Origin of the sequence: Sphingobacterium cellulitidis, assembly GCF_043187465.1 — a bacterium.
Taxonomy (GTDB): domain Bacteria; phylum Bacteroidota; class Bacteroidia; order Sphingobacteriales; family Sphingobacteriaceae; genus Sphingobacterium; species Sphingobacterium cellulitidis.
Genome location: NZ_CP171136.1, coordinates 1,014,972 through 1,033,300, shown reverse-complemented (window position 1 = coordinate 1,033,300; position 18,329 = coordinate 1,014,972). Strand labels below are relative to the sequence as shown.

Annotated in this window: 12 protein-coding genes; 3 read left to right on the top strand and 9 right to left on the bottom strand. The window is 40.1% G+C overall.

Annotated elements, in window-relative coordinates; translation table 11 throughout:
* Position 1 precedes the first annotated feature (1 nt).
* Positions 2-1,192: a DNA polymerase IV gene (gene dinB, locus ACF3OC_RS04450; RefSeq protein ID WP_094280834.1), complete on the bottom strand. Its 1,191-nt coding sequence runs from the start codon at positions 1,190-1,192 to the stop codon at positions 2-4.
* 61 nt (positions 1,193-1,253) lie between these two features.
* Entirely contained in the window at positions 1,254-2,057 is an 804-nt protein-coding gene (locus tag ACF3OC_RS04445; RefSeq protein WP_392470990.1) for an alpha/beta hydrolase, read from the bottom strand.
* A 122-nt stretch (positions 2,058-2,179) separates the two neighbouring features.
* Between ACF3OC_RS04445 and ACF3OC_RS04440 the strand changes: the two genes are divergently transcribed.
* On the top strand, positions 2,180-4,954 hold the full coding sequence (locus tag ACF3OC_RS04440; RefSeq protein WP_094280832.1) for a DNA gyrase/topoisomerase IV subunit A: 2,775 nt from the start codon (positions 2,180-2,182) through the stop codon (positions 4,952-4,954).
* Between the two features lie 124 nt (positions 4,955-5,078).
* On the opposite strand, the gene ACF3OC_RS04435 is transcribed toward ACF3OC_RS04440, so the two are convergent.
* From ACF3OC_RS04435 to ACF3OC_RS04405, 7 genes are all read right to left on the bottom strand, one after another.
* Positions 5,079-6,227: a clostripain-related cysteine peptidase gene (locus ACF3OC_RS04435; RefSeq protein WP_094280831.1), complete on the bottom strand. Its 1,149-nt coding sequence runs from the start codon at positions 6,225-6,227 to the stop codon at positions 5,079-5,081.
* A gap of 6 nt (positions 6,228-6,233) precedes the next feature.
* The gene (locus tag ACF3OC_RS04430) at positions 6,234-7,277 is read right to left on the bottom strand and encodes an endonuclease/exonuclease/phosphatase family protein (RefSeq protein ID WP_392470987.1); all 1,044 of its coding nucleotides are present in this window, start codon (positions 7,275-7,277) and stop codon (positions 6,234-6,236) included.
* Positions 7,270-8,619, bottom strand: coding sequence for a DUF5689 domain-containing protein (locus ACF3OC_RS04425; RefSeq protein ID WP_256962535.1), 1,350 nt, complete (start codon positions 8,617-8,619; stop codon positions 7,270-7,272). The genes ACF3OC_RS04430 and ACF3OC_RS04425 overlap by 8 nt, the downstream gene beginning before the upstream one ends.
* A gap of 21 nt (positions 8,620-8,640) precedes the next feature.
* The gene (locus tag ACF3OC_RS04420; RefSeq protein ID WP_094280828.1) at positions 8,641-11,388 is read right to left on the bottom strand and encodes a carboxypeptidase-like regulatory domain-containing protein; all 2,748 of its coding nucleotides are present in this window, start codon (positions 11,386-11,388) and stop codon (positions 8,641-8,643) included.
* A 73-nt stretch (positions 11,389-11,461) separates the two neighbouring features.
* Positions 11,462-12,868 (bottom strand): fimbrillin family protein, encoded by a 1,407-nt coding sequence (locus ACF3OC_RS04415; protein WP_094280827.1) that lies wholly within the window; start codon positions 12,866-12,868, stop codon positions 11,462-11,464.
* Between the two features lie 31 nt (positions 12,869-12,899).
* Positions 12,900-14,462 (bottom strand): DNA/RNA non-specific endonuclease, encoded by a 1,563-nt coding sequence (locus ACF3OC_RS04410; RefSeq protein ID WP_094280826.1) that lies wholly within the window; start codon positions 14,460-14,462, stop codon positions 12,900-12,902.
* Between the two features lie 332 nt (positions 14,463-14,794).
* Positions 14,795-15,829 (bottom strand): N(4)-(beta-N-acetylglucosaminyl)-L-asparaginase, encoded by a 1,035-nt coding sequence (locus tag ACF3OC_RS04405; protein ID WP_094280825.1) that lies wholly within the window; start codon positions 15,827-15,829, stop codon positions 14,795-14,797.
* Positions 15,830-15,998: 169 nt separating this feature from the next.
* Between ACF3OC_RS04405 and ACF3OC_RS04400 the strand changes: the two genes are divergently transcribed.
* A complete protein-coding gene (locus ACF3OC_RS04400) occupies positions 15,999-17,216 on the top strand; it encodes an SH3 domain-containing C40 family peptidase (RefSeq protein ID WP_094255163.1) in 1,218 nt (405 codons plus the stop codon).
* A gap of 2 nt (positions 17,217-17,218) precedes the next feature.
* The gene (locus ACF3OC_RS04395; RefSeq protein WP_094280824.1) at positions 17,219-18,271 is read left to right on the top strand and encodes a dipeptide epimerase; all 1,053 of its coding nucleotides are present in this window, start codon (positions 17,219-17,221) and stop codon (positions 18,269-18,271) included.
* Positions 18,272-18,329 lie beyond the last annotated feature (58 nt).

Here is an 18,329-nt window from a genome sequence, read left to right as displayed (position 1 = left end):
ATTAGAAATGCGGACTACGGTCTTTCTTGTTAATCTCTTTTAGAGAGATTGCCCGCTTGATCGCCTCATCGCCATATCGAGCACGCATCGCGTCCATCGCCTGATATAAACGAACCGCCTCTTCGGTATCCTCAAATAAATTAATCTGTTGAGACCCCTGAACCAAATGACTGAAACGAACCCCAATTAATCGAACCAACATCCGCCGATCATATAGCTTCGCAAATAACTCCTTGACCTTCTTCAGCAAAACAGTATCTGAGGCTGTATAGGAAATGACCATTTGCTTACTCACCGTATCAAAATTCGCATACCGTAGCTTCACCGTAACACAACCCGTCAAACGCTCCTGCTTCCGTAACTGAAACGTCAAACGCTCCGTCATCCGAATCAACTCACTATTCAAAAACTGCATATTAATCGTATCCTGGACAAACGTCTCCTCGGTACCAATGCTCTTCTGCTCAGAATATGGAATAATCGGTGAAGGATCAATCCCATTTGCCTTCCTCGATAGATCAATCCCATTTTTTCCCAATAAATTATGCATCATCGGAACCGGAATCTCACTCAAAATCTTAATCGTCCTAACCCCCATCTGCAATAAAAGAACACTCGTCTTCTCGCCAATTCCAGGCATCCGTTGGATCTTCAAAGGCGCTAGATAATCCTTCTCTAATCCATGCAGAATCTCCTTCTTCCCATCAGGCTTCGCATCATCCGTCGCAACCTTACTAATCAACTTATTCGAAGCCAAAGCGTAACTGATCGGTAGACCACTCTCCTTCTGAATCTTGCTCTTCAAATCTATCATAAACTGACTGCAACCAAAAAAACGATCAACTCCAGTCAAGTCAACATAAAACTCATCAACACTAGCCTTCTCCATCACAGGAACCGTTTCCCGAACAACATCCGTCACCACTCTCGAATAATAACTGTAACTATCCATATCCCCACGAACAACAATCGCATGCGGACAAAGACGCAATGCCAGCTTCATCGGCATAGCACTGTGAACCCCAAATTTCCGAGTCTCATAACTACAGGCCGAAACAACCGCCCGATCACTCATACCACCCACAATCAACGGCTTCCCAATGAACTTACTGTTCTTCAAACGCTCAACGCTTACAAAAAACGTATCTAAGTCCAAATGAGCCACAAAACGCTTGCTATCAACTAAATCCATAGTAATTCCAATTATCAGATAATTCAAAATTACTAAAAATATTAGCAAAACAAGAGTTTATTTATTTATTCAAACGCTCAATTTCCTTAAGTAATAGTGGGAAAGCAGGATACGTCATCCCATGATCATAACCATCCAATTCTAAGAGCTTCACATCCGGATGACCAACGATCTTAAGCATCCGAGCTAAATACGCATTCTCCTCATATCGACCGACCATTTCCAACTCCCGATCTCCTGTAATCAAGCTGATAGGAACCTCGTTCTTACGAACCCAATAAAGCGGTGCATATTCATCCACAACAGGCTGGTTGATGCCAATCCCACGCTCTGAACGAGCCGTAAAATGACTGATACATTGCGCACTAAAAGGGACCACAGCAAATAAATCATCCGCATTAATCCCCTCATCAGCCAAATACCGTGGGTTTAAAGCCAGCATCAAATTCAAATACCCCCCTGCGGAATGACCCGACAAAACAATCTTTTTATTGTTCCCTCCGAATTCTGAAATATGATCAAAGGTCCAGTGAACAGCCTTTGCAGCATCTTTGATAATATCTTCAACCTTCACCTTAGGCGACAAACGATAACCAACGCCAATAACAGCAACCCCTTTATCCTTTAAGTAAGCTGGAATTTCTTTTCTCCCCTCCGTCAAACCTCCCCCATGAAACCATAAAATCGTCGTGAAATCTTTCTTGTCCTTCGGATAATAAACATCCAATTGGCACCACTCCTTGCTATAAGAATCTACCGAAGAAGAAACATAAGAAATATTTTCTTTCAATTCATACTGCCCTTGTTGAGCTAAAAGAAGGTTAATGGAAAAACAAAAAATCAATAGAAATATAAAGTGTCTCATAGTATGGTTTCAATAAATTGTAGAATAATCCTAAAAATAAAACAAATAAAATGAATTTCGTATTTTTACGAGGTTTGCAGAAATCATTCCTGTAAACCCATCAAAATCTTACGGAAAAGTTCATGAGTGACGAAATCAACGATATAGAAGAAAATAACGACTCAAACCCAAATCAAGACCAACAAAGCAATACTATCCCCTTGTCGGGACTATATGAAAATTGGTTTCTGGATTATGCTTCTTATGTAATATTGGACCGTGCAGTGCCTCATATCAATGATGGCTTCAAACCGGTACAACGTCGGATCCTCCATTCCCTTAAAGAAATGGACGACGGACGGTATAATAAGGCCGCAAATGTCATTGGAAATACCATGAAATATCACCCCCATGGGGATGCTTCAATTGGTGATGCCATGGTACAATTGGGACAAAAGGATTTATTGATCGACTGCCAAGGAAACTGGGGAGACCCCATTACTGGAGACTCTGCTGCCGCACCAAGGTATATTGAAGGGCGTTTATCCAAATTTGCCAATGAAGTCGTCTTTAATCCCGATACAACAGATTGGCAATTAAGCTATGATGGCCGTAATAAGGAACCTATTACACTACCCGTAAAATTCCCGCTCCTCTTAGCTCAGGGTGCTGAAGGTATTGCCGTAGGATTGGCAACCAAAATTATGCCCCACAACTTCATCGAACTTATCGATGGCTCCATCCAAGTTTTAAAAGGTGAAAGACCAGCCATATATCCAGACTTCCCAACAGGAGGAATGGCCGATGTAACTGGGTATAATGAAGGACAACGCGGTGGAAAAATCCGCGTGCGTGCAAAAATCGAAGAACGCGACAAAAAAACACTCGCAATAACAGAAATCCCCTTCGGAACAACAACCGGTTCATTGATCGACAGCATTGTCTCTGCCAATGAAAAAGGAAAAATAAAAATTAAAAAAATTGAAGATAATACAGCCGAATTCGTAGAAATCATCGTCCACCTTGCCCCTGGAATCTCTCCAGATGTAACAATTGATGCCCTATACGCTTTTACAGGCTGTGAAACCTCAATATCTCCAAATACCTGTGTCATCAAGAAGAATAAACCTCATTTTATGAGCGTCAATGATATCTTGATCGAAAATACAAAACAAACCAAGAGCTTGTTGAAACAAGAACTTGAAATCAGATTACACGAACTCCAAGAAAAGATATTCTTTAGCTCCTTGCTGAAAATCTTTATTCAAGAAGGAATGTATAAGCACGCTGATTATGAAAACGCAGGTGATTTTGAAACCGTAGTAGAAGTCTTAAATCAATTATTCAGCCCATTCTTCGACCAATTCTATCGCCCAATTACAGCGGAAGATTATAAACGATTGATCGACAAACCAATGAGTAGCATCACCCGATTTGACGTTAAAAAAGCAGACGATCAGATGAAAGCACTCGAAGATGAAATAAAAGAAGTTAAAAAGAACCTGAGAAACTTGACCGAATATACCATCAAATGGTATGAGTATATCCGTGGAAAATATAGCAAAGGAAGAGAACGTAAAACCGAATTACGTGTTTTTGATAAGGTTGAAGCAACACAAGTAGCCTTGGCTAATGCTAAACTTTATGTAAATCGCGAAGAAGGATTCATCGGTACCAATATGCGTAAAGATGAATTGGTTTCTGATTGTTCCGATATCGATGATATTATTGTATTTAGAGCAGATGGAAAATATTCTGTCGTAAAAGTACAAGACAAAATCTTCGTGGGTAAAGACATTATCCATGTCGCAGTCTTCAAAAAAGGCGATGAAAGAACCGTATACAATGCAATTTACAAAGACGGAGGAACCGGTACCAGCTATATCAAACGTTTCTCGGTAACCGCAGTAACGCGAGATAAAGATTATGATATCGGTAAATCAAGTAAAGGAACTAAAATCTTGTACTTTACTGCCAATCCAAATGGTGAAGCTGAAATTGTCAATATCCAGCTTAAACCGCATACCAAATTGAGGAAGCTAAACTTCGATATGGACTTCGCTGAAATCGCCATTAAAGGGCGTGCTTCCCAAGGAAATATTGTCAGCAAATATCCAGTGAAAAAAGTCACTTTCAAAAGCGCTGGCGTATCTACCCTTGCTGGAAGAAAAATCTGGTATGATGATATCCTGAAAAGATTAAATGCAGATAATAGAGGAAAATTCCTTGGTGAATTTGATGGCGATGACAAAATTTTAATGGCCGTAAATGATGGTTCTTACGAGTTGTCAAACTTCGATTTGAATAATCACTTCGATGAGAAAATGATTCGCCTCGAAAAATTTATCCCAGGGCAAATCTATACAGCGATCCATCAAGACACCAAAACTGGAACCTACTTCGTCAAAAGATTCAATTTTGATGATAACCCCGTTGGTAAACGCGTGCGATTTATTCCTGAGGAAAGCAAACTCATCCTCTTGACCAACAATGATGCTCCAGTGGTCGCATTGGATATTCTTAAAGGAAAATCCCAAACCCATGAGCATCTAGAGCAAGAGTTAACCGAGATTGTTGATGTCAAAGGTATGAAAGCCCAAGGCAATAGGCTCTCTTTCCATACAGTACAAAAAATCAAACTTCTTTCGGATGAAAAAGACCTTTCAATCACGGAGCAACCAGCCCTGAATGAAACAACAACTCATGAAACTCCGGTCGAAGTAGAAAAATCAGCACCTGAAAAATCAACCCCTGAAAAGGAAACTGAAAAATCAAAAGCTGAACCGACGGAAAAAACTGAACAAAAATCCGCTCCAGTGGATGATATTCCATTCGAAATTACCAACCCTGATGATATTCAAATAGATAATAATGGTCAGTTAGGTTTATTCGGAGCCAATGATGACGAAGAAGATTAATTCTTAGATAAATTTATAAGGAAAGGGAGAATATTCAAATTGAATATTCTCCCTTTTTATTTATTAGAAAGGAGCCATATAGAAATATGAACTCCTTAAAAATCAATAGTAATTATAGAAAAAATTATTGCATCCAATGGAATAACTTCGAATAGGAGGAAGCTTGGTTCCATCCTAAACTCTGATAATATTTATTTAAATCCAATTCGGATTCAATCGGAATATAACAGGATAAGCCTGAAAAAACCTCTATAGGATTTCCTAAAAAATGTGTCGTAGAAACTTTGAACAAAACCGTTTCTTTCAACTGTTTTTTTACTTTTTCCACATCCGCTTTTGAAAAATTCTTCTCACAAAAATCTAGTAAATCAAATGCTGGAACGGTCTGTGTAGCAAATGGATCTAAATCCAACCTTTGCACATTAGCCCTGATAACCTGTCTTGGACCATTCTGCCCATTAATCACAGAACCCATCACTACAGCTAAATTTTGCATCTCTTTCATATCTATCAACGAAAAACTTGCTGAACGCATTTTGCCTTGTTTACTATTATAAAAATCAAAATATAATTGGCCGGCTTTCCTTAATCCTCGTTCAACATTTTCGTCAAAGAAATGCGAAATAATCTGATCATAGGGCATCCCCACACTGATTACTTCCGTTGGAGAAGCTAATACATAAGGCACCAAATCTTTCAACTCATATAATACCTCAACTGATCCCATGGAACATGCATCAAAAATTAGATAAGAAAGATTATTGGGTAAAGCCTTTTTCAAATCCTTTACATCCATAGTATCACCATTGTCCTCTCCAAAGGATTTTACCTTGGCCATTTTCTTATTTCCAGGATACCAGTTGGTAGCATGCGACCATAAAACCGCAGCATAACTCCTCGCTTTTCCAAGCCTCTCCATATCCTCAAATACCATTTTCATGGTTGATGGATCAGATGCATTATGTTCTGGGTATTCTTTCAATACTTTGCTCACGATTTTATCAGAAGTATCATGGATAATTTCATAAATCCTTGGCCGCTGACCAAAAATTTTGGCATATACCAGCAGCTTCCCATTAGCTCCACTGAATCCCGATTCCATCTGATTGAGGTTATCAATGGCTTCACTCGCTAAATTATTGTTGGCAGACATGTAAACCATTACAGTTCTTGATACCTCTGCAGAAACTTCATTTTCCGTATCTTTTGTACAAGACACAAACAGAATGATCGGAAGTAAATAAAATAATAGGATACTGAAATGCCTGCTCATAATTTTCTACTCAATTTCTTTCAACAAATATATTAGGACCGGAAAGTGATCCGAGTACCCATTCTGAAATAAATTCCCAGAAAAAGTCCGTAATGGGTAGCCTTTATATCGCCCATCCTTGCTGATCAAAAAATCAGCATTGTATATCTCGGACTTCCAAAGTTTTAATGCCTTACGGTTCTCACCCAAAAGTGATTCTGAAACAATAATCTGATCAAACAAACTCCATTTAGCCTGATAACCTAAAGACCCAATCCCTTTGGAATAGTGCTTATACATGGTATTGTACAACTCCCCAACTTTTACTTCCTCCCGCTTACCCTTTGCTCCTAAAACATTCTTCACACTGATATCTACCGGATCATCATTCAGGTCACCCATGATAATAATCTTTGCCTGTGGATTTGATTGATGGATGGAATCTACTGCATTTTTTACAAGACTCGCTGCAAACTCCCTTAGCTCGGAAGACTTTCCACCAAAACGTGATGGCCAATGGTTTACAAAAACATGAACCATCTCATTTGCAATAACCCCTTTCACCATTAAGATATCCCGCGTGACATAATCCTCCTTACCCGGAAATCTGTATGGTATTAAACTCGAACTTACATATCTGAAAAATTGCGGATTGTATAACATCGCCACGTCTATTCCCCGTCGGTCTGGAGAATCATAATGAACAATTTGATACCCCCTGTGCGATATATCCTTTTGCTTCACCAGATCCTCTAACACCTTTCTGTTTTCAATCTCTGATAATCCAATCAATACCGGCCCTGTTTGACCATATTTTTGACCTATCCTCCCTAATACTGATGCTATTTTTTCTTGTTTCTTCCAATACTTTTCCTTGGTCCAGTTCATGCCACCCTTAGGCGTAAATTCCTCATCCAAAACCGTACTATCCCGCTCAGTATCAAACAAATTCTCCACATTATAAAATGCAATTGGATAAACCGAATATTGCTTGGCCTGCCCCTGTAGTGCTAGCCCTGAAATCAATAACAAGCCCAAAATGGAGAACCTGACAATCAATTCTCTAATCATGACTCTTCTTTTCTCTAATCAGTATTATTTCCTTTTTCCCCACAGCCCCATCGCCCCCAATCAACTCTATATTATCTAAACGGAAACCAATTTTATTTTCAGAAGCCGCAGAAATAAATTCAATGGTCAGATTATTAACTTGAGGAAGCTTGGGAATACTGATAGTAAACCACTTGTTATTATCCCCAGCCGCATTGGATACCACTTTCGAAGGAACCGTAACTCGCTGCCCATTCACCTTGAGGGCTATTTGATTTAGATCAGCAGTCGCCGTTGGCTCAAATAAATTTGCCGTCAGTTGATAATTTAATGTTACCTCTCCCTTCCCTTGCGTATTGATTCCAGAGACTACAATACTGGCATCTCGATTCGCTGGTAACCAAATATGAGCACCATTGTCCCCAGAAACACTTCGTATATCTGCAGCCCCAGAATCATCCCGGTATTGAACCGGTGACTTCATATCAAAATCCTTGAAATCATTAATCTTAGGACGATTGCCAGACGGATAGGTCCCTAAACCAAAAGTCTCCTTGAAAAAACTTCCCGAAACGGGCTTCACCTCCTCTGGATCCGCCCCATCAAATTCCTTAACATCATTCTTCGTCCGTAAAATTAATTGCCATGCCCCATTGAAACGACCCAAAATCCCAACCAAACTCCCCGTTCCTCTCGGTAATAAGTCCTGAGAAAAATTGGAATAATTACTCGTCCGAACAATTAACACCTTCCCTGATTTATCTTTTATCTCTTCATTACTGGTTGCATCTTTATCAGAAAAAGTCTTCTTCCCCCCATTACTAAAACGGATATCCGTAACTTCGACCAATTGATGAACCAAATCGTCTGTCAACTTATCAAAACTCACCTGCCGTGGCTTCACATTCGACGGATTTGGCCATGAATGCATCTGAACCTTCTCCTTGAAACTCTGCCACGAAATCCGATTCGCATTCGTCGTGCCTAAACCAACCTGCAACTCACCTCCATATTTTAATATATAAAGCTCCTTCAAATTCACATAAACCTCTTGACCAACCTGATAAGTGGCATAAACCGAATTCTGCTCTACGCCAATGTTGATTCCTCCCGTACCATCTTGAATATAGATCTGTTTATAGATATTCCCCGATTCATCATTCGCAGAAACAACTCCCTTGATCACCAATTCCTCCTCCAAAAAAAACGGATCCTTAATATCCTTGAAACGATCTTTTAATTGTTTGATCGTAATATTAGCCAACTTCCCTTTATAGGTTGGCTCATTTAAAGCAGGTGGCGTATATTCCCGTTCACATGCCATAAATAGCAAACTGAATAGAAACAAATAAACTAACCTCATAATTTTCATGCTCTGTAATTTTTAAAACCTATAACTTGTATTGAAAAAGACATTCAACCCCTGCATATAGAAATAGCGGGAACTAAACTTATCCGGATATTCTAAATCCAATCGACCCTGCTCAAATCCCCCTGTACCAACGTTCCTGGAATTCAACAGGTTCATCACCGAAAGATTGAAATTCAACGATTTTCTGTTCTTTAAATAAACCAGCTTTCCAATAGAAGCATCAAAAGTTGTCCGACTCGGCAATCGCTCCTGATGGGTTAGCTTCTGATAGGCTTGGTAACTCTCCTCCTGATACGGATTTACCGTAGTGTAAACAGAAGCCATCCGACGTAAAGCTGCCGGTGACATATAATTCCATCCAACCATATTCCCGCTAACCTCAAAAAACCAATAATTATAAAAGTACCTCGCAGCAACAATACCCGCCGCCTGTGGTGTGCCTGACACAAAGAGATTCTTCATAATGACCTGCTCCTCCAAATTCACCAATAACCCGTTCTCAGAATTTAAGGTCCCCATCGGATTATTGCTGTAATAATACTCCGCCAAAGTCCCTATAAAATCAAAATTCCAATTCTGATTTAAACTATACGTAACACTCGCCTCAATCCCGCGATGCTTCCTATCCACCCCACTCAAATTGTGAAATACAAAGGTCCGCTGAGAATCATGATAATAATTCATCCGCTCCAATTGATCGTAAAAGTTGGTCTGAAAAACAGAAACACGACCCGCAAGATGTGGCATCGAAAACACATAATTAATATCACTGTGAAAAATCCTCGAACTTGATAAACCTTTCACCACCCGATCCGTAACCCTCGGCATCACATAGGAACGATCAGGAATTGGTGGTTCAGTAATATAAGCCGTATTCGCAGATATAAAATTCCGACCATCTAACTTATACGTCAAACCTCCCTTGACTGTAAAATCTATAAAATCATACTTCGGACCATAGCCATACGAATGTTCTGGAAATCGACCATTCTGCATATTCCCCTTCCGCTGAAAATCAGTATAACTGATCTTCGTACCATAGTAAACTTCTAAATTCCGAGTCTGAAACCCATTCGAAACCCAGGCATTCACCGATTGAACATCAATATCATAATCGTATCCAAAAATGTCCCCGCGGTAAACCTTGCGGTCTGGAAATAATAGATCATTCTGCTTGACTTGTGCATTCCCCGGATTCTCACGCTCCGCAAACTTATCCAAGTCAACAACATGGTTCGAACCCATTAAATCATCTACCGTCTTATATTGATAAGATTTACTCTTCCTCGCTTCAACACCAGCTAAAATCGTATAATTATTATCATACAATTTGTTGAACGTAACACTCATCGTCCCCTCTAATAAATCGGAATGCCTCCGCTCAACCATATACAAAGCCGCCCCATTATTTTTACGCCAATTCTCCACGTTCATATTCTGCCGGTACATCTCATCCCAATTTAATTGGGTGACCTTGGGATCCCTGGATTTCCACAAATCGGTATACTGCGCAATGGTCCGCACATCCAGATAAGGCGTAAACCTTGAAAAATTCGATGGCAAATACCGGTAATAATCTGGCCTTGGATCCATCGCATCATACCAGTTTAATGCGCTATTGCTATACCTACCATAATGAAACATTCCGCCTGAACTTAAACTGGTCTTCTCATCTATTTTCCATCGATGTGAAATAACCATGCTCGGATCAAAGGCATGTACAACCCTCGAATTTCGAACCTTCCCATCCTGGTAGCCCCAATTAGGATTGTACAAATTATCCCCCACCAGATCATAAACCTCCTGAAAGGAAGACCCCTGCTGCCCACGGACAACCGGAGAACCATAAGTGAGTAAGGATAAGGAATGTGCCCCATTTGCCCATTGCTTCTCCATCGAAAAAGCATAGGATAAATTCTGATATGAAGTTCCCGGAATATATCCCTTATCGGAATAACGACCGCCGATAGCTCCCGTAAATGCCCAACCCTTGTCGTTTAGCCCAGTCGAATAACTGAACATCGAACGCGCATAATAATTTCTGTTGGTATAGGACAAAGTAACCTTCCCCCCTTTGGCAAATGAACTCGCCCGCATATTGATATTTTCAGAACCTCCAATGGTTCCGAAACTGAATGTTCCTGTTTGATTGTAATTGACTACATCCCCATTCCGGGTCAAGTCATTTAATGCCCCAATGGAAGCATAATTGAAAACACGACGATATTGATCATTGGCCAAAACACCATTGATATACGTCTGCTCATAAAAGGGATCATAGCCCCGAACACGAAATCGATACGGCGATAATTTAAACCCTACCTTATTCAAATAAATATCATTGGAAAGAATAACAGATGCCTGAATATCTTGTGAACTCATGTCGCCTTCCGAAGAAACCACATCGTCATCAATAACCCCCATAACCGTCTGTACATCAATCTGATTCTCAACATCTAATTCAATGTCCTCCAATACTGTCTCGGAATCCTTTAATTCGAATTCCATTTCAAAATTCCTGAACCCTGCCGCCTGAATAATCAATCGCTCCATCCCTGGCCTTAGATTCACAAAAACAAAATCCCCCTCCTCATTACTACTACTGCTCATTTTGTTCCGCTCCAGGTTAATTGTAATTCCAACCAACGGAACCTTCGTCCGACTATGAACCACCTTGCCCCTAAGCTGAACAGCTTCTTGACCAAATCCAGCACTTAAACTAAAAATGAACAAAAAGATAATTGCTAATATCTTTTGCATATCCTATCTCAATCGAAAGAATGTAAAGTACAAGGATGAGGCTCCAAACCTCACCCTTGATGAATTTGATTAATTATTTTGTACCTAATAACTTGATGTTATCTAAACGATATCCCGCTTTGTTAACCGAAGCATCCGCCGAAAATTCAATCGTCAAATTTCCTGTTGGAATAGCTGAATTAACTTGAATAGTCGTGAATTCATGCTGCGCTCCTAAATTTCCGTTTGGCGTAGTAGTCATCTCCTGACCATTTACCTTAACCTTAACTACACCGATAGGTTGCTCGCTGCCATTTGCCGCTAAACTGTAGCTTAATTTAAGATTAGAATATCCCGTAGCATTTACATTTTCAATCTTGATACCTGTAGTTCTGTTCGCCGGCATCCAAACGTGCATACCAATAGTTGATGTCTTGCGGATATCAACATATGAATCTGTATACAAATCAGAATATTGTACAGTCTTGTTTAAGAAATACTTATAATCAGCAATTCTTACTCTTGTCACATCTTCTGTTGGATCTCCAAAGGTCTCCTCATAAACAGTTTCTTCTTTTCCTTCCGTAACTGGAGGTGTAACTGTTCCTTTGTCTTTTTCAATCGTGTAAGATCCACCTGCAACTGATGTCCAATCTGTAATGGTTGCCGTTCCTTCAACCTTTACTGCACCACCTACTTGAAGCGTAATATTGTATGAATATTTCTTACCTGATTCATATTTTGAATCCCCAGGTAATGCCCATTTGTAAGTATCCGCACCAATGCTGAAAATCACTTCCTTAGCACCATATTCGCCTGGAATTAAAATCGCTTCTACAAGCTGATCTGTATTCTGAGCAGCAACTTTAGCCGATACATTCGCTGGAGTGGTTCCTGCACTGATCGCTCCTGTTCCTAAATCCAAACGAGAAACCGTTGGAATAGCTTGGTAAGAAACTGCTAAGCCTGATAAACTAGAAACACCTGTTCCCGCTTTTACCAATAATTCAATCTTCGATAACTTGTGAACAAACTCCAATTTCGGAGAACCCGAGTTCTTGTCCAAATTCTTCGCATTGTCAGAATACATCACATCGATCGCCGCCTGGCTACTTTGATTTGATACATTAATACCCAATGAAGTACCTTCTAAGGTAGCCGTATAAGGGTAGTAAGCAATAAAATCAACAGCACCCGTCTCTGGATAATTGATAAGGTCAGAACCTGAAGCCGTAAAGTTTCCGTTTCCTTGGGTTACATACTTTTTGTTCGACGCTAAAGCATTGTTTAACCCAACACCTTGCTTCATGTAAACACCGATTTCATCATTTGCATCCCAACTTGTACCTGACGCTTTGGTCAGCTGGTTGCCCACAATCTTCGAAGTAAACTGTACCTCCGAAGGATTGCCTTTTTCTAATTTCCTGTAATCATCCTTCTTACAAGAAGAAACTAAGGCGATAAACGCCAATGCAGCACCTAATAATTGATTTGTTTTCATTGAAATTTATTAAATTGATATTTAGTAAGTCTTAATTCCAGATCGCATTATTGATCGTCTTTTTCTTTTCCTCAGCAAGACCAGGGAAAAATGTATATCCCGTCTCCTTCTCTAAGTCACTGACCGTCATCCGATAACCACTGATTAATGCGTTCGTCTGTGTAACCTCATTTTTCATGTAATACCCTATCGTATAGTACTCCGTCCCTCTTTTTACAGCTAATGCTTTGAAGTAGGATTTAGGCTTCGCAACCTGCTTTTGATTGTTGTCCTGTACATATTCAATCCGACTATCGGTTTTGGTTTTTATCAGCGCACCAGTGACCACATACATGGTGTCAACCCCATTGCTAGTTGCCCATTCCCGAACTTTCCCCTCTAACTTCGCCCAAACCCCTTGATTCAAAGTGGCCTCCTGCGCAGTCATATTCGTATAGTAAAATGTAGTTGCATTCTCCGCATAATTCTTCGTGCGATCAGCACTCGGAAGCTGATGCCCACGATCAATCCCCGTAATGCCAAACCCTTTTTTTAAGTAGGGTTGAAAACCATATGAAAAATCTGGATCGTAACCCCAATCATCCGTCCGACTCTGCCCCCCCAAATAACTCCGACTTAAGGGATATGCAACCCAATAAGCTAGGCGGTTCTCCGTATCATAAAGCATCGAAAAATTACGCTTGGAACCATCTGGTGTCATCTTGAACTTGTATTCCAATTTTCCAGCATTTGAAATCACCGGTATCTCCATGTAGGAAACATTCGGTTGTGGATCCACAATCCCAGAACCTGATAAATTAATGGTATACTGATAGCGATTCCCGCGCTCAAAGGAAATAGCCTGCTTCCCAATCTCCCAAGTAAAAGTCTCCCCTTGCTGATTCTGAAACACAATTTTGGATTGCTCCTGTAATCGCCCCGGAAATATAACCCACTCAATAACCGCCTCGGAACCCGATTGAACCACTTTCCCCAAAACTTCTTTACTGCCACCAGTAACCGATAATTCGCCCTTCGCCAAATCAAAACTCCCCGAAGTGGACAATCCATGCAGTTTCGCTGTGACACCTTCCCCCTGACTCGGAATCCGAACCTGTATCTTCGACATGATCCGCTCAAATACTAGCGGTACCGGGCCACTAGTCAAATTCGTAGCCTTGCTATTCCTGCCATATAAATAGTCTATCCCAGCAAGATTCTCCTGAGAGGATATATCCAGCTTCATCACTAATTGATCCGTCTCCTGATAAGGATAAAAACCCACAAAATTTGCCGCCTTCCCCACTGGAAATACGATGGAATCTGAACCTGTCCTTGGTGAAAAATTACCCGATGAATTGCTGATGAAATGACGGTTAAATCCGCCCTTGAAAATTGAACCTAAATGGAGCGTATCGCCCTCATACATAAAAATCGAAATCGAATCACCATTATCCCATGAACTCCCCGAAACCCTCGTCTGAACCTGTCCCGAAATCTTACTCGTAAATAAAACTACCCTCGATTGTTGCTGCTGGTCAATAATGAAATCCTTCCTACATGAACCAAATAACACAACCGCAGCAGTAAGAATAAATAATAATTTTTTAATCATTATTTTAATATTTCTATAATTAAATTTATTGTTATCGTAATAATTAGTAAAACACACAAAATAAATCCCATATTTCTGTAAATACCATAATTACTTTGTTTGTTTAAACAAATTTAGGTTTGACGTGATAAAAATTAATTAAAAAGACATTAAGAATTTGTTATTAAAACGGAGTAGTTTTAAGATATTGTTAAACAATAAAAAAATGCCGGATAAATAATGATAAGCCCAGAAAAAATTACAATATTTACAGCACAGGACAGTAGACACAATATAAAAAGGCAAAAACAGATTTCTGTTTTTGCCTTCTTTAATTAATAAATCTAAATTTTCTATTTTGGTTGGTAATGAAACTTACCTTTCTCTATTAAATCTTGCCTTTCTGAATCACAAATCGCAAATGTAAACCCATCCTGCAACGCATAGGATCCATATTCACCATTTTTATTCAAAGCCAAAAACCCGACTTGGATATCCTTGGCAATATCAGGCTTCTTCTTCACAATCCGCATGACAGCCTCCTTACAGGCATCCTCCGGTGAATATCCCTGACGCATCAACTCTACCACCAAGAAACTACCTACATTTCGAATAACCTCTTCCCCAACGCCTGTCGAAGTAGCTCCCCCAACCTCATTATCCACATACAAGCCTGCACCAATAATTGGGCTATCACCAACCCGACCATGCATCTTAAAAGCCATACCACTCGTCGTACAGGCTCCTGAAAGATTCCCATCCGCATCAATCGCCAACATCCCGATGGTATCGTGATTGTATTTATTCCCCGGAAGTTTCTCCGCGGCAAAGGATTTATTCTCAATATTCATCACGGGTTTGTAATTCTTCTCCTTCATCCATTCTTTCCAGGCTTCCTCTGAACTTGGAGTCAATAAATTCTCCGCCTGAAAACCATTTTCTAATGCAAATTGCCTAGCCCCAGCTCCCACCAACATCACATGCGGCGTTTTTTCCATCACCAATCTCGCAACAGAAATCGGATGGGCAATATCCTCCATCGCTGCAACCGAACCACAATTCCCCAACTCATCCATAATACATGCATCCAAGGTTACATGACCATCCCGATCGGGATAGCCTCCCTTTCCAACCGTAACATTCTTTAAGTCCGCTTCCGGAACCTTAACACCAGCCTCAACGGCATCTAATGCCCGTCCATTCTTTTTCAAGATCTCCCATGCAGCCTGATTCGCCGCAACACCAAAATCCCAAGTCGAAATTACTATCGGCTTCCGAACAGTTTTCTTCTCTTTCCCCGCCTCCTGACAGGAAATCGCCGAAGCAACCGTACCAAGACTAGCTGCCCCCAATATACCTTGTTTGATAAATTTTCTTCGTGAATGCATATATTACAATATTAGGAATACAATTTATAATGTACAAACTCAATTTATGTGTAAAATATGCGTTATCTCCTTTAAATTATCAGGAAAAAACGTAAAAAGATGCTTCAATCCGCCCAATATTTCGCATATTTATGCGGTTTTACCCAAATAACTAATATTTAAAACTAGAATGATGATACGTATTGCTTCGCTATTCTGCACATTTATCTGTTTGAACAACCTTTCTTTTGCACAAACAGACTCTACAATTTACAAAAAAGTAGACCTTATTGTTCAAGATGCTAAAAAACAATTTGCACCTGATAAAAGAACTAAAATTGTGGCGATCACTGCTGCCAATGCTATTAATAATAACTATGTAATTGAATCTTCAGTCCCTGAAGCCAGTCAATTTATCAAAACTCAAACAGCAAATATCCCCGCACATATTCAAATCAACCCTTTACCAGACGCTACAGTCGGCGAAAAACAACATGGGGTTGTGAATCTTTCTGTAGCTAACTTTAGAACAAAACCTGGAAATGCCTCTGAAATGGCAACCCAAGCTATCCTTGGTACAGAAGTGGACTTATTACAAAAAGTCGATGGCGAATATCGTGCTAGAACTCCGGAAGGTTATATCTCTTATGTGCCTGCTTCTTCTGTTGCAGCTATGAATGAAACAGAATTGCAAAACTGGAGAAAGCTTCCCAAAGTAATCTATACTGCTGAATTTGGAAAATCCCTTTCTAAAGCAGATCCTAAAAGCATCCGGGTCTCTGACCTGGTTTATGGAAATATTCTGGGACTGTTGGCGGAGGAAGGAAAGTTTTATAAAGTCTCTTATCCAGATCAAAGGATAGCATATATCCCTAAAGATGAAGCCTTGACTTTCGAAAAATGGATTAGCTCTCGTAATCTTACACCTGAAAATGTTATCAGTAGCGCAAAAACAATGATGGGACTACCTTATTTATGGGGCGGAACTTCAGTTAAAGGTGTGGATTGTAGTGGCTTCACCAAAACAGCATATTATATGAATGGCTATATCATTCCTCGGGATGCCTCCCAACAAGTGTTGGCAGGACAAACCATTGATATCCTTGATAAAGACGGTCATTTTGACCCTACAAAAGCACTTAAAAATCTTAAACCAGCAGACTTATTATTCTTTGCTTCTGGCAAAAATAGTAACCCAAATGCTAGGGTTACCCATGTTGCGCTTTATATTGGCAATGGTGAATTTATTCATTCTGCTGGAACGGTACGCATCAATTCTATGCTAAAGGATGCCACTAACTATGACGACTTCCAAACCAGAACAGTCGTAGCCGCTAAAAGATACATCGGTGTTCAAGACCAACAAGTTCAAAAAATTCAAGAAAACCCTTATTACAACCAAAAATAACCATGAACAGCAACGATTGGCATAGCAAAAAAATGGGGAAATTTACCCTTCGCTTTAAACCATATACCTTGGAATTACGCCATGTATTCACCGTCGCTTCTTTTAGCCGATCCACAACCCCTGTAGTTCTTACAGAATTGGAATACGACGGAATAATTGGGTATGGTGAAGCTAGTATGCCGCCTTATCTTGGTGAATCCCAAGAGTCGGTCATGAATTTCCTCAATAAAGTGGATCTTTCTGCTTTTGATTCCCCATTCCAAACGGAAGAAATCTTAAACTATATCGATCAGGTCGACAGCAAAAATACCGCTGCAAAAGCAGCCGTAGATATCGCCCTGCATGATGTACTTGGTAAATTAATGGGGCAACCCTTTTATAAAATCTGGGGCTTTAACCCAGACCTTATCCCTCCGACTTCATATACTATCGGTATTGACACGGAAGATATGATCCGTAAAAAAGTGGCAGAAGCGCAACAATTCAAAATTTTGAAAGTGAAGCTTGGCCTCGATACGGATAAAATGATCATTGATACCATCCGTTCAGTAACTGATGTCCCACTTTGTGCTGATGTCAACCAAGGTTGGAAAAATAAAGAGGAAGCCCTCGAAATGGCTAATTGGCTCAAGGAAAGAAATGTCGTGTTCCTGGAACAGCCTATGCCTAAGGAGATGATTGATGAAAATGCATGGTTGACTGAAAATTCACCAATTCCTACCATTGCTGACGAAGGCTGCCAACGCCTAGTGGATGTTCCTGCCCTGAAAGGGGTATACTCTGGAATCAATATCAAATTGATGAAATGTACAGGAATGCGAGAAGCTAAAAAAATGGCCGAGTTGGCTCGTGCCTTAGAAATGAAGGTTATGTTAGGCTGCATGACTGAAACATCCTGTGCCATTACGGCGGCAGCTCAATTAGCTCCTTTAGTGGATTGGGCAGACTTAGACGGCGCTCTATTAATAGGAAACGACATCTATGACGGAATGACCGTGAAAGATGGCTTATGCCACTTGCCTGACCGCCCTGGAATTGGAATCCAAAAAATTTAACTTACTGATTACCAAAAAAACTATAAACAAACAAAACAGATACAAATACCTATATTTC